The organism is Arthrobacter sp. Y3221087 (genome assembly GCF_059089905.1).
In genome coordinates this window covers 961,231-973,586 of sequence record NZ_JBNHFE010000001.1, presented here as the reverse complement: position 1 = coordinate 973,586, position 12,356 = coordinate 961,231, and the positions used below count along the sequence as shown (strand labels likewise).

11 protein-coding genes are annotated in these 12,356 nt (G+C 64.5%); 2 read left to right on the top strand and 9 right to left on the bottom strand.

Annotated features, from left to right (window positions below):
- Positions 1–73: 73 nt before the first annotated feature.
- The gene (rpoB, locus tag AC5RUO_RS04625; RefSeq protein ID WP_133345782.1) at positions 74–3,583 is read right to left on the bottom strand and encodes a DNA-directed RNA polymerase subunit beta; all 3,510 of its coding nucleotides are present in this window, start codon (positions 3,581–3,583) and stop codon (positions 74–76) included.
- Between the two features lie 307 nt (positions 3,584–3,890).
- Complete coding sequence (locus AC5RUO_RS04620; protein WP_494102932.1) at positions 3,891–4,346, bottom strand: hypothetical protein; 456 nt, start codon at positions 4,344–4,346, stop codon at positions 3,891–3,893.
- A 229-nt stretch (positions 4,347–4,575) separates the two neighbouring features.
- On the opposite strand from AC5RUO_RS04620, the gene AC5RUO_RS04615 reads away from it, so the two are divergent.
- Both AC5RUO_RS04615 and AC5RUO_RS04610 read left to right on the top strand, forming a co-directional pair.
- Positions 4,576–5,775 (top strand): acetyl-CoA C-acetyltransferase, encoded by a 1,200-nt coding sequence (locus tag AC5RUO_RS04615; protein WP_494102931.1) that lies wholly within the window; start codon positions 4,576–4,578, stop codon positions 5,773–5,775.
- Positions 5,775–6,272, top strand: a complete 498-nt coding sequence (locus tag AC5RUO_RS04610) for an aminoacyl-tRNA deacylase (protein WP_494102930.1) — start codon at positions 5,775–5,777, stop codon at positions 6,270–6,272. The genes AC5RUO_RS04615 and AC5RUO_RS04610 overlap by 1 nt, the downstream gene beginning before the upstream one ends.
- A gap of 54 nt (positions 6,273–6,326) precedes the next feature.
- Here the strand turns inward: AC5RUO_RS04610 and rplL are convergent, their stop codons facing one another.
- From rplL to nusG, 7 genes are all read right to left on the bottom strand, one after another.
- A complete protein-coding gene (gene rplL / locus AC5RUO_RS04605; protein ID WP_009358316.1) occupies positions 6,327–6,704 on the bottom strand; it encodes a 50S ribosomal protein L7/L12 in 378 nt (125 codons plus the stop codon).
- Between the two features lie 78 nt (positions 6,705–6,782).
- Complete coding sequence (rplJ, locus tag AC5RUO_RS04600) at positions 6,783–7,364, bottom strand: 50S ribosomal protein L10 (protein WP_494008937.1); 582 nt, start codon at positions 7,362–7,364, stop codon at positions 6,783–6,785.
- Positions 7,365–7,693: 329 nt separating this feature from the next.
- The gene (locus tag AC5RUO_RS04595; RefSeq protein ID WP_494008938.1) at positions 7,694–8,812 is read right to left on the bottom strand and encodes a GNAT family N-acetyltransferase; all 1,119 of its coding nucleotides are present in this window, start codon (positions 8,810–8,812) and stop codon (positions 7,694–7,696) included.
- 8 nt (positions 8,813–8,820) lie between these two features.
- The gene (locus AC5RUO_RS04590) at positions 8,821–9,918 is read right to left on the bottom strand and encodes a GNAT family N-acetyltransferase (protein WP_494102929.1); all 1,098 of its coding nucleotides are present in this window, start codon (positions 9,916–9,918) and stop codon (positions 8,821–8,823) included.
- Between the two features lie 138 nt (positions 9,919–10,056).
- Positions 10,057–10,764, bottom strand: a complete 708-nt coding sequence (rplA, locus tag AC5RUO_RS04585) for a 50S ribosomal protein L1 (RefSeq protein ID WP_009358320.1) — start codon at positions 10,762–10,764, stop codon at positions 10,057–10,059.
- Between the two features lie 180 nt (positions 10,765–10,944).
- On the bottom strand, positions 10,945–11,376 hold the full coding sequence (gene rplK / locus AC5RUO_RS04580) for a 50S ribosomal protein L11 (protein WP_003803853.1): 432 nt from the start codon (positions 11,374–11,376) through the stop codon (positions 10,945–10,947).
- Positions 11,377–11,504: 128 nt separating this feature from the next.
- Complete coding sequence (nusG, locus tag AC5RUO_RS04575) at positions 11,505–12,308, bottom strand: transcription termination/antitermination protein NusG (RefSeq protein WP_009358321.1); 804 nt, start codon at positions 12,306–12,308, stop codon at positions 11,505–11,507.
- Positions 12,309–12,356: the final 48 nt, after the last annotated feature.

Sequence of the window (12,356 nt, the reverse complement as noted above, 5' to 3'; positions counted from 1 at the left end):
TAAATTCTGAAGTCTTGGGTGCGGGAGAAGGAAGGAGGACGACGGCGGACGGGGCCCGCCGTCGTCGGACTCCTTAGACCTCTTCTACGGAGCTGGGCTCTGCACGAGACAGATCGATGCCCAGTTCCTCCGCAGCCGTGAAGACTGCGTCATCAGAGTCACGCATTTCAATTGTGGTTCCGTCCGTGGAGAGGACTTCCACGTTCAGGCACAGCGACTGCATTTCCTTGATCAACACCTTGAAGGACTCGGGAACACCCGGCTCCGGGATGTTCTCGCCCTTGACGATCGCTTCGTAGACCTTCACGCGGCCGTGAATGTCATCGGACTTGATCGTGAGGAGTTCCTGGAGCGTGTAGGCGGCGCCGTAGGCTTCAAGCGCCCACACTTCCATCTCACCGAAGCGCTGGCCACCGAACTGTGCCTTACCACCCAGCGGCTGCTGCGTGATCATGGAGTACGGGCCGGTGGAGCGGGCGTGGATCTTGTCGTCCACCAGGTGGTGGAGCTTCAGGATGTACATGTAGCCGACCGAGATCGGATCCGGGAACGGCTCGCCGGAGCGGCCGTCGAACAGGCGGGTCTTGCCGGACGAATTGATCAGGCGCTCACCGTCGCGGGTCACGTTGGTGGAGTCCAGCAGGCCCGTGATTTCCTCTTCACGGGCGCCGTCGAACACCGGCGTGGCAACGGTGGTGGGGCCACTCTCGCGCGGCAGGTTGGGCAGCTGCTTGACCCACTCGGGCTCGCCTTCGATCTTCCAGCCGGTCTTGGCGACCCAGCCAAGGTGCGTCTCGAGCACCTGGCCGACGTTCATACGGCCCGGAACACCCAGCGGGTTCAGGACGATATCAACGGGGGTTCCGTCGGCAAGGAAGGGCATGTCCTCGACCGGGAGGATCTTGGAGATGACACCCTTGTTGCCGTGGCGGCCGGCGAGCTTGTCGCCGTCGGTGATCTTGCGCTTGGCAGCCACGTAGACGCGGACCAGCTGGTTGACGCCCGGGGGCAGCTCGTCGTCGTTGTCGCGGTCGAAGACGCGGACGCCGATGACGGTGCCGGACTCGCCGTGGGGCACCTTCAGGGAGGTGTCGCGCACTTCGCGGGACTTCTCACCGAAGATGGCGCGCAGCAGGCGCTCTTCCGGGGTCAGCTCGGTTTCACCCTTCGGGGTGACCTTTCCGACCAGGATGTCGCCGGCTTCCACCTCGGCACCGATGTGGATGATGCCACGCTCGTCCAGGCCTGCCAGGACTTCCTCGGACACGTTGGGGATGTCACGGGTGATTTCCTCGGCACCAAGCTTGGTGTCGCGGGCATCGATCTCGTGCTCCTCGATGTGGATGGAGGAAAGGACGTCCTCGGCAACGATGCGCTGCGAGAGGATGATGGCGTCCTCGAAGTTGTGGCCTTCCCAGGACATGAATGCCACGAGCAGGTTCTTGCCGAGGGCAAGTTCACCCTGGTCCGTTGCCGGGCCGTCGGCGATGATGCCGCCGACCTCGAGGCGCTGGCCTTCGTTCACCAGGACACGGTGGTTGTAGCAGTTGCCCTGGTTGGAGCGGGCGAACTTGTTGATGCGGTAGTTGGTTTCCGTGCCGTCGTCGTTAAGCATGATGACGAGCTCGGCGGAGACCTCGGTGACCACACCGGCCTTCTTGGCGATGACCACGTCGCCGGCGTCCACGGCAGCGGCGCGCTCCATGCCGGTGCCCACGAACGGGGCCTCGGAACGGACCAGCGGCACGGCCTGGCGCTGCATGTTGGCACCCATGAGTGCGCGGTTGGCGTCGTCGTGCTCGAGGAACGGGATCAGGGCCGTAGCCACGGACACCATCTGGCGCGGGGAAACGTCCATGAACTCGACGTCTTCAGCCGGGACCAGGACGGGCTCGCCTCCACCACCACGGGCACGGACCAGGACGGTCTCTTCGGCGAAGCGCTTGTTCTCGTCCAGCGGCGCGTTGGCCTGGGCGATCAGCACCTCGGCCTCGTCGTCGGCCGTCAGGTACTGGACGTCGTCGGACACGACGCCGTCCTTGACCTTGCGGTACGGGGTCTCAATGAAGCCGAACGGGTTGATGCGTCCGTAGGATGCCAGCGAACCGATCAGACCAATGTTCGGGCCTTCAGGGGTTTCGATGGGGCACATACGTCCGTAGTGGGACGGGTGCACGTCACGGACTTCCATGCCGGCGCGGTCACGGGACAGACCACCGGGGCCAAGGGCCGACAGGCGGCGCTTGTGGGTCAGGCCCGAGAGCGGGTTGTTCTGGTCCATGAACTGCGACAGCTGGGAGGTTCCGAAGAACTCCTTGATGGCTGCAACCACGGGGCGGATGTTGATCAGGGTCTGCGGCGTGATGGCCTCGACGTCCTGGGTGGTCATACGCTCGCGGACAACGCGCTCCATGCGGGACAGGCCGGTGCGGACCTGGTTCTCGATGAGCTCGCCGACGGCGCGGATGCGGCGGTTGCCGAAGTGGTCGATGTCGTCGATCTCGACGCGCAGGTCAACTTCCTGGCCGTCGCGGACGCCCTTGATGGTCTTCTCGCCGGCGTGCAGCGCGACGAGGAACTTGATCATGGCGACGATGTCTTCAACGTGCAGGACCGAGGCTTCCTTGTCGCCAAGGGAACGGTCGATGCCCAGCTTGCGGTTGATCTTGTAGCGGCCGACCTTGGCCAGATCGTACCGCTTCGAGTTGAAGTACAGGTTGTCCAGCAGGGACTGGGCAGCCTCGACGGTGGGCGGCTCGCCCGGACGCAGCTTGCGGTAGATGTCCAGCAGCGCGTCTTCGCGGGTCTCGGTGGCGTCCTTCTCCAGGGTGGCGCGCATGGAGTCGTACTGGCCGAACTCTTCGAGGATCTGGCCTTCGGTCCAGCCGAGGGCCTTCAGCAGGACCGTGACGGACTGCTTGCGCTTGCGGTCGAGGCGGACACCGACCTGGTCGCGCTTGTCGATTTCGAGCTCGAACCATGCACCGCGGGACGGGATGATCTTGGCAGTGAAGATGTCCTTGTCGCTGGTCTTGTCAGCGGCGCGCTCGAAGTAGGCGCCCGGGGAACGAACCAGCTGGGAGACGACGACACGCTCGGTGCCGTTGACCACGAAGGTGCCCTTCTCGGTCATCAGCGGGAAGTCGCCCATGAACACGGTCTGCTGCTTGATTTCGCCCGTGTTGTTGTTCATGAACTCGGCCTTGACGTACAGCGGAGCCGAGTACGTTGCGTCCCGGTCCTTGCACTCGGCCATGGTGTACTTGGGGTCGGCGAACTCCGGATCGGAGAAGCTCAGGGACATGGTGCCCTGGAAGTCCTCGATCGGGGAGATTTCTTCGAAGATGTCCGAGAGGCCGGACGTGGTGGCGACGCTGAGATCGTTTTCTTCGACAGCCTTTGCTACGCGTGCCTGCCAGCGTTCGTTGCCGACCAGCCAGTCAAAGCTGTCCGTCTGCAGGGCAAGCAGATTCGGAACGTCTAGAGGTTCGTGAATCTTTGCGAATGAAAGCCGGCGAGTGGCACCATCAGTGCTGTCGGCGGTGTTAGCGGTTTCGTTATTAGAGGTGCTCGAGGCGACCAAGAGGGATCCTTCCACAGACCTTCAGGCGTTTTCAGATCTCCCCCGCTGTGCACCCTGCAGACAGAGTCCGCAGCGCTACCATCCGGTTCCGCTATATGACCCGGGGCCGGCACCGACTATGCTGTGACGTTGTTACGGCACGTTGATTGTCAGCTGCCAGGCAAAGCCCACCGCTATATGAAGGCTGAAGGTAAACAGGGAAGACGCAAATATCTACGATACGGCAAAATATCCTACGTGTCTACCCCACATCCGTCCGGAATGCAAGCACTTGTTTTAGGGGCGCCGGATACCCTCCCGGCACCATTCAGAGCCGGAGGGTGACCCCTTCCGCCGTGCAGGTTCCGGAGTTCGCGAACACCGCGTCGCGCACGGCGTCCTTGGATTTTTGGGCCGGCGCGCTGCCCGATTCGGCGGCCGACGAATGGTCGATAGCCAGAAGGCTGAGGGAAGCGAACAAGCCCCGAAGGTCCCCCGCCACGGTGTCCTTGGCATCCTCCGCCTGTAGGTAGATTTCCTCATAGCCGCCGGGGTCGTCGGCCGGGACGGCTGCATACTCGGCGAACAGGGAGTTGAAACGCTCGCACGCCTCCCTTGCGCCTCCGGCTGCAGCGCCGGAAGTCGATGGCGCCGGTTCGATCCCGCCGGCAGACTGCGCGGGGGATTCCGACGGCGACGCACCGGCAGGTGCCGGGGATGAGACGGAGCAGCCGGTCAAGGCCGCCAGGCCGGCAGCGCCCACAAGGGCCAGGGTCTTCTTCACGTTACTTCTCCGTCCGCCCCGCGTCCGGGGTGCTCACCGGCAAAAACTGTCCGGCGCCCACCCTACGCACGCCGCCGCCGTCGTGCATCCCGAACCGATGGGGACTCCTCCCCTGCCGCAATACGCAAAGGCCGGAATGCACATGGCGGCCCCGGCGTTTGAATAGTTAGGTGACCAGGGTCACGATAGCCTTGGTGGCTTACATCGAATCAGAGTGGAAGAGACAACCATGGCCAACTCTCATGACAGCAATGACGTTGTTATCCTCGGGGCAGCGCGTACTCCCACCGGCCGCATCAACGGCCAGCTGGCGGGCTTCTCCGCGGTAGACCTCGGCGCCCACGCGATCCGGGCCGCGCTGGATGCCAGCGGCGTGGATGTGGGCGATGTCGAAGTGGTGATCATGGGCCAGGTCCTGCAGGCGGGTGCCGGCCAGAATCCCGCCCGGCAGAGCTCCATCGGTGCCGGCATCGGCTGGTACGTTCCGGCAGTGACGGTCAATAAGGTATGCCTCTCAGGGCTGACGGCAGTCATTGACGCCGCCCGGATGATCCGGGCGGGCGAGGCCGCCGTGGTGGTGGCCGGCGGCCAGGAGTCGATGACCCGGGCGCCGCACCTGCTGCCCGGCTCGCGGCAGGGCTGGACCTACGGTTCCATCCAGGCCCTGGACGCCGCCGCCCACGACGGACTGACCGACGCTTTTGATGGCCAGTCGATGGGCTTGTCCACGGAGACCCGGAACCTAAGCCTGGGCATCGACCGGACGTCACAGGACTACGTGGCTGCGCAGTCGCACCAGCGCGCGGCGCTGGCGGCAAAGAACGGGACATTCGACGACGAGATCGTCCCCCTCAGCGTGAAGCAGCGCAAGGGAGATCCCCTCGTGGTGGACACGGACGAGGGCGTGCGCCCCAACGCCTCCATCGAGTCCCTGGCCGGGCTGCGGGCTGCGTTCGTCACTGACGGCACCATCACCGCCGGCAACTCGTCGCCCCTGTCCGACGGCGCCGCCGCCCTGGTGCTCTCCTCGCGCGCTTATGCCGAGGCCCACGGCCTGGAGTACCTGGCCGTGGTGGGCAAGCCGGGCCAGGTGGCCGGGCCGGACAACTCGCTGCACTCGCAGCCGTCGAACGCCATCATGAACGCGTTGGGCCGGGCAGGGTGGACCACGGCGGATCTGGACTTCATAGAGATCAACGAGGCCTTCGGATCCGTAGCGGTGCAGTCGCTCAAGGACCTGGACTATCCGCTGGAGAAGTGCAATATCCACGGCGGGGCCATCGCCCTGGGGCATCCGATCGGGGCTTCCGGTGCACGCCTGGCGGTCCATGCAGCCCACGAGCTCAAGCGCCGGGGAACCGGAAAGGCCGCTGTGTCCCTGTGCGGGGGCGGCGGGCAGGGCGAGGCGCTCCTGCTGTACCGCGACTGATGGCCGTGCCAGCCTCAAACGGAGCGGACGGCGCCGGGCAGGAACGGTTCCTGGCCGGTGCCGCCGCCCGCGGCCTGAAAGTCGAAATTGTGGAACGCCCGGCCGCCCGCAGCCTCGAGGAAGCGGCCGGCATCCTGGGAATCAGTCCCGCGGACATCGTCAAGTCGCTGGTAGTCAAGCACAAGGACGGGACTTTCCTGTTCGCGCTGGTTCCGGGTGACCGGCAGATCTCCTGGCCGAAGCTGCGCACCCTCGTGGGAGTCAACAAGCTGTCACTGCCGCCGGCGGACATGGCCCTGGATGCGACCGGGTATGAGCGCGGCACCATCACCCCGCTGGGCAGCACCACCCCGTGGCCTGTCTATGCGGATGCCACCATCACCGGCAGGCGGATCTCCATGGGTGCCGGGGCCCACGGCTACAGTGCCTTCGTTGACGCAGATGCCTTGACATCCGCCCTGGACGCCGTAGTGGCGGACATCTCCGACCCCCTTTAAACGCAGAAGACCCCGCCCACCGGAGTGGACGGGGTTTTCCAGGAGTATGCGCTGTTACTTGAGGGTAACGGTGGCGCCTGCAGCCTCGAGCTGCTCCTTGGCCTTCTCGGCGGCCTCCTTGTTGGCACCTTCGAGGACAGCCTTGGGGGCACCGTCAACCAAGTCCTTGGCTTCCTTGAGGCCGAGGGAGGTGATGGCGCGAACTTCCTTGATGACTGCGATCTTCTTGTCGCCAGCAGCTTCGAGGATGACGTCGAAGTCGGTCTTCTCTTCAGCCTCTTCTGCAGCGCCGCCGGCAGCGGGGCCAGCAACTGCAACAGCAGCAGCGGTAACTTCGAAGGTCTCTTCGAAGAGCTTGACGAACTCGGAGAGCTCGATGATGGTCAGTTCCTTGAAAGCTTCAATGAGCTCTTCGTTGCTGAGCTTCGCCATGGTAGGCGTCCTTCCTGTTGTGGTGTGCGGCAGGCTCATCGCCCGGCCGTGCACCTGAGTCTTGTGGGGTAAAGAGAATTAGTTCTCTTCGGCTGCGGGAGCCTCAGCAGGTGCTTCGGCTTCGGCGGCGGGAGCTTCTTCAGCGGCGGGCGCCTCGGCAGCAGCCGGAGCACCGTTCTCTTCTTCAAGCTTGAGGCGCAGTGCGTCAATGATGCGTGCAGCTGCGGCGGCGGGAGCCTTGAGGACGCCTGCAACCTTGGCGAGCTGCAGCTCGCGGGACTCGAGCGCTGCCAGTTCGGCAACCTCGCTGGCGTTCAGAGCCTTGCCCTCGAAGTAGCCGGTCTTGATGATCAGCTGCTTGTTGGCCTTGGCAAAATCCGTCAGGCTCTTGGCAGCGGCAACTGCGTCACCCTTGATGAACGCGATTGCAGTGGGGCCGGCAAGCTGGCCGTCGAATGCTTCGACGCCGGCTTCCTTGGCTGCAATGGCGGTCAGGGTGTTCTTGACGACCGCGAACTTGGTGTCCTGGCCGAGAGAAACACGCAGCTGCTTGAGCTGTGCAACGGTGAGCCCGCGGTATTCGGTCAGGACAGCGGCGTTCGATTCCTTGAAATCGTTAGTGATCTCAGCTACTGCTGAAACCTTGGTAGGCGTTGCCATAACCCTCCTTCCGGGGATAGTGCCGGGTATTCGACGGTCCCCGCTCAGGTGAGCTCAAACTAAAAACGCCCCGCGCAGATGCACGGGGCTTGGCTCAACACGGTTCTCCATGGAGCTTTGCTTCGTTCACCTGCGCCGGCCGCCCTATGTTCAGGGTCCTTCGTAAGGAAAACCACGGCACCTCCCGCGCAGGACAGCAGAGTTGCGCCATGTCCGGGAGAGTGGATTTCCAATAACCGACGGTCTTTGGTCATCCCAGTCTACGGGAGGCCATGGCGGACCACCAAATCGTGCCCCGGGCCCTCCCGCAGGCCCGGCGTGGCGGATCCCTAGCTGTTCCGGGTGTGCAGCTTGGGGAGTTCCTTCTGCCAGATGCCTGTCACCCCGGCGGTGCGGAAGCCCAGCTGCTGGTTGACGGTCAGCAGGTACCGGTTTTCCGGGGCGTTCCAGGTGTAGATCACGCGGGCATCGGGAAACTGTTCTGTAAGCCGTTCCATGTTGGCCACCTTGATCAGCAGCCCCAGCTTGTTGCCCCGGTGTTCCTGCAGCACCAGTGTGTCGTCCTGGAACACCACGTCCGTGCGGTGCGCCAGCACCGTGATGGTGGTCAGCCCCACCAGCGAACCGGTGGCGAGGTGCTCGACGGCGGTGACCACCGTCCGCCGGCCCTGCGCGATGGCGACGTCCTCGGCTTCCCGGAGGATGCCGCCGTCGAACACCATGTCCTGCTCCACCGGCACGTCCAGTGAGGGGTCGACGTCCGCGCCCGCCTGGTTCTCAAGGACGGCGACAGCTTCCAGCCACCGGTCCGGGCAGCGGTCGGTCCAGTGGTGCAGCCGGTACCGGCCGTTGTTCGCCTCATCGGCCTCTGCCTGAAGGTCGGCCACGAGCTTCGAATCCAGCGGGAGTGAACACGAACTGAACTGCTCGATGTGCTGCAGCGTGTAGCCCGTCTTCTGGGCGAACTCAACTTCACGGCTCTCCAGCGGGACGAACCCCAGCCCCGAACCCGGGACCAGCTGCGCCTTCTCAAACTCGTGCAGGGAAGCACCCGGATGGTTGGTGTCCACCAGGATCATGGTGCGCCCCTCAGCCCGCGCCAGGTGTTCGGCGGCTTCGAGCAGGCGGCGGCCCACGCCCTGGCGCTGGAACTCGGGCAGGATGTCCAGGGTGAACTCCGCAAGGTCCAAGTGGTCCGTCATGGGAAGGGCGATATCCACGGTGCCCACGATTTCGCCGTCGACTTTTGCCACCAGGATGAGCTGGCGCTCAAACGGGTCCTCAAACTCGAGGAGCTTCTCCAGCGGCCCATAGGCGAGGTCGTCACTCCCCCAGGTCTGCATCCTGACCTTGCGGCCCACCTCGACGGCAGCCAGGAAGTCCGCCGCGTCCGGAGAGTCCAGCGAGTCGGGGATCCAGAGCTGCTCGATCTTCACGTCTTTTGCCATATTGGGCATCATCCCAGCCGTTTCTGCCACTCACCCTCATAGCCTGCAGGTGTGAATCCAAGCGCGATATTGATCGCCAGCATATGCTGGTTTTCGCTGGCGTTCCATGTCAGCACCGAGCGCGCCGCGGGCCACCTGGCCTGGGCCATGCGCAGGTTCCTGATCTTGATCAGCATCCCCAGGCGGTGCCCCCGGTGTTCGGCGGACACGAGGGTGTCCTGCTGGAGCACGGTAGCCGGAACTTCAGGGCGCCAGTTCAGAACGGTATACGCGACCAGTTGGCCAGAGGGCCGGTGCATCGCCGCCGACACCACGGACTGCATTCCGCTGCGGGCAAGGGTTTCCTCGTCGCGGCGGACGCGGGCCGCATCCCAGATTTCGCCTTCCCAGTCCAGGCCTGCCGTGGGTACATCAGTGCTCATCCGGGCATTCAGGATGGCGTAGTTGTCCACCAGCTCTTCGGGGCAGGCATCGGCCCAGCCCAGCAGCGCGTAGTCCCCGGCATGGGCAGACGCCGCTGCTTCCAGTGCGGCCAGCCGATCAGGCGGCACGGGCAGGCCAAGGCGGCTGGACGTCTCCACCTGTTCGAGCTCGTAGCCGCCGGCTGCCGCGAAGGCGGTGGAAGGCTCCCCAGCCGGCAGCCCGCCCGCCCCGGACTTTGCGGGCAGCAGCGGTCCGGCGCCTTCCACCGCCTGTGCCGGCAGTTCGAAATAGCCATCCAGCGAGGTACGGCTGTGCTGGTGCGCCACGTCCTCGGCAAACTGCAGGAGCCGGCGGCCCAGTCCGCGCCGCCGGTGCCCGGGTGATACCAGGACGTTGATGCCCGCCGTCCAGAGGTTCTCCCGCAGTGGCAGCGTCACCGAGCACATGCCCACGGTTTCCCCGCCGATCCGGCCCACGAAGAGCTGGCGGGCCTCATAGGGAGTGCCGCGCCAATGCTCCAGTTCCTCGGCCAAGGTGTACCCGCGGTCAAGGTTCCCCCAGGTCTCCAGTTCGTGCGCCTGCCGCATTGCCTGGCAGTCAAGGAAGTCCCGGGCATCCTGCGCCCCGTCCAGGGACCCGGGCATCACGACGGCGGTTATCACCAAGCCATTTGGCTGCGTCATGACCATAGCCTAGCCAGCCCTGGCCGGCTGTCGAGGGCGGTGTGAGGGAAAGTCGCGGCTTAACGCGGATGGGACCGCCCGGCTGCTGCCGGACGGTCCCTTCCTGTGTGCCGGAGTGGCACGGGAATGCTTGTAAGGCTAGGCCTCGATGAGCACCTTGGTGACGTTGGGGTCGACGGAGATGCCGGGACCGAAGGTGGTGGCAACCGTAGCCTTCTGGATGTAGCGGCCCTTGGCAGCGGACGGCTTCAGGCGAAGCACCTCTTCCAGGGCTGCGGCGTAGTTCTCGGCCAGCTTGACGGCGTCGAACGAGACCTTGCCAATGATGAAGTGCAGGTTGGAGTGCTTGTCGACGCGGAAGTCGATCTTGCCACCCTTGATGTCGTTGACGGCCTTGGTGACGTCCGGGGTCACGGTGCCCGTCTTCGGGTTCGGCATCAGGTTACGCGGACCCAGGACCTTACCGAGGCGGCCAACCTTGCCCATGAGGTCAGGGGTGGCGACGGCAGCATCGAAGTCGGTCCAGCCGGCGGCGATCTTCTCGATCAGGTCGTCGGAACCAACGAAGTCGGCACCGGCGGCGATTGCTGCCTCAGCCTTGTCGCCCGTGGCGAACACCAGGACGCGGGCGGTCTTGCCGGTGCCGTGGGGCAGGTTGACCGTGCCGCGGACCATCTGGTCAGCCTTGCGGGGGTCCACGCCGAGGCGGAAGGCAACCTCAACCGTGGCGTCGAACTTGGACGGGTTGGTGTCCTTGGCGAGCGTTACTGCCTCGAACGGCGCGTAGAACTTCTCCGCGTCGATCTTGGCGGCTGCTGCCTCATATGCTTTGCTGCGCTTTGCCATGCTGCTTGTTTCTCCTTGTGCAGTTGTGGTCTGCGGACCGCGCTGGGCCCTGCCACAGTCGGTGGTCCGGTCTCGTTATTCGGACCGGATGCCCGACATTTCAATTTTTTGATGGTGCCGGTTTCCCGGCGGCGCCGTCCGTCGTCGTCAAGTGCCCGATCCGGATGGCTGGACGGGCTATTAGCCCTCGACCGTGATGCCCATGGAGCGGGCGGTGCCGGCGATGATCTTTGCTGCACCCTCGAGGCTGGTGGCGTTGAGGTCTTCCATCTTGGTGGAGGCGATCTCGTTGACCTGGGCCTGGGTCAGCTTTGCAACCTTGACGGTGTGCGGGGTGGCGGAACCCTTGGCAACGCCTGCAGCCTTCTTGATGAGCTCTGCAGCCGGCGGGGTCTTGGTGATGAACGTGAAGGAACGGTCTTCGTAGACCGTGATCTCCACGGGGATGACGTTTCCGCGCTGGGCTTCCGTAGCAGCGTTGTACGCCTTGCAGAATTCCATGATGTTGACACCGTGCTGGCCAAGCGCAGGACCGATCGGCGGGGCCGGGTTAGCGGCACCTGCCTGGATCTGCAGCTTGATGAGGCCGGTGACCTTCTTCTTGGGAGCCAATGTAGGGTCCTTCTCTCAATAACGTCCTGGGGCACAGGAGCGTGCCTCAGGTTTTTGGCCGCCATGGCAAGGCGGCCGGCCGTTCCGGTGCCGCTAAGCGGGCAGCGCCGGGACGAATTCTTGGGTGGTCAGATCTTGGTGACCTGGTTGAACGCCAGGGTGACCGGCGTTTCGCGCTCGAAGATGGAGACCAGCACCACGAGGGTCTGGGACTCGGGCTTGATCTCGGAGATGGTAGCCGGAAGGGTCTCGAACGGGCCTTCCTTGACGATGACCGACTCGCCGACTTCGAAGTCGACAGCAACGGGAGCCTGGTTCTGCTTGTTGACCGGCTTGCCCTTTTCGGCCTGCTCTTCCTCGAAGACCGGGGCCAGCATGGAGAAGACCTCGTCCAGGCGCAGCGGCACAGGGTTATGGGCGTTGCCCACGAAGCCGGTAACGCCGGGGGTGTGCCGGACGGCGCCCCAGGAGGCGTCGGTCAGGTCCATGCGGACCAGGACGTAGCCGGGGATGCGGACGCGGTTGATGATCTTGCGCTGGGCGTTCTTGATCTCAACGACTTCTTCCATGGGCACCTGGATCTCGAAGATGTAATCTTCCATGTCCAGGGTCTGGATGCGGGTCTCGAGGTTGGCCTTCACGCGGTTTTCGTAGCCGGCGTAGGAGTGGATGACGTACCAGTCACCTTCCTGGCGGCGCAGCTTGGCCTTGAACTCCTCGGCCGGGTCGGCGGCCGCGGTGGCGGCGGCAGCAGCGAGGGCGTCGGCGGGCTCGTCGTCGCCCTCCCCGCCTTCGGTCTCGGCAACGTCGGAGCCGGCGGCGTCGGATTCGGGCGCGGCGGACTCAACCTCAGACTCGTCACCGGCTTCTGCCGTGATGTCCGCGGACTCTTCCAGCTCAGTCTCGGTTACCCCGAGCTCCTGCTCAGACACTTGGTCTCCTGCTTCCTCATTGCCTAACATGCCTATTTAAATGGCTCA

Excerpts from the sequence above, each read along its gene's own strand:
- rplJ (WP_494008937.1), bottom strand. The coding sequence starts at position 7,364 with ATGGCAACGCCTACCAAGGTTTCAGCAGTAGCTGAGATCACTAACGAT.
- rplL (WP_009358316.1), bottom strand. The coding sequence starts at position 6,704 with ATGGCGAAGCTCAGCAACGAAGAGCTCATTGAAGCTTTCAAGGAACTG.
- AC5RUO_RS04595 (WP_494008938.1), bottom strand. The coding sequence starts at position 8,812 with ATGGCAAAAGACGTGAAGATCGAGCAGCTCTGGATCCCCGACTCGCTG.
- rplA (WP_009358320.1), bottom strand. The coding sequence starts at position 10,764 with ATGGCAAAGCGCAGCAAAGCATATGAGGCAGCAGCCGCCAAGATCGAC.
- AC5RUO_RS04610 (WP_494102930.1), top strand. The coding sequence starts at position 5,775 with ATGGCCGTGCCAGCCTCAAACGGAGCGGACGGCGCCGGGCAGGAACGG.
- AC5RUO_RS04590 (WP_494102929.1), bottom strand. The coding sequence starts at position 9,918 with ATGACGCAGCCAAATGGCTTGGTGATAACCGCCGTCGTGATGCCCGGG.
- AC5RUO_RS04615 (WP_494102931.1), top strand. The coding sequence starts at position 4,576 with ATGGCCAACTCTCATGACAGCAATGACGTTGTTATCCTCGGGGCAGCG.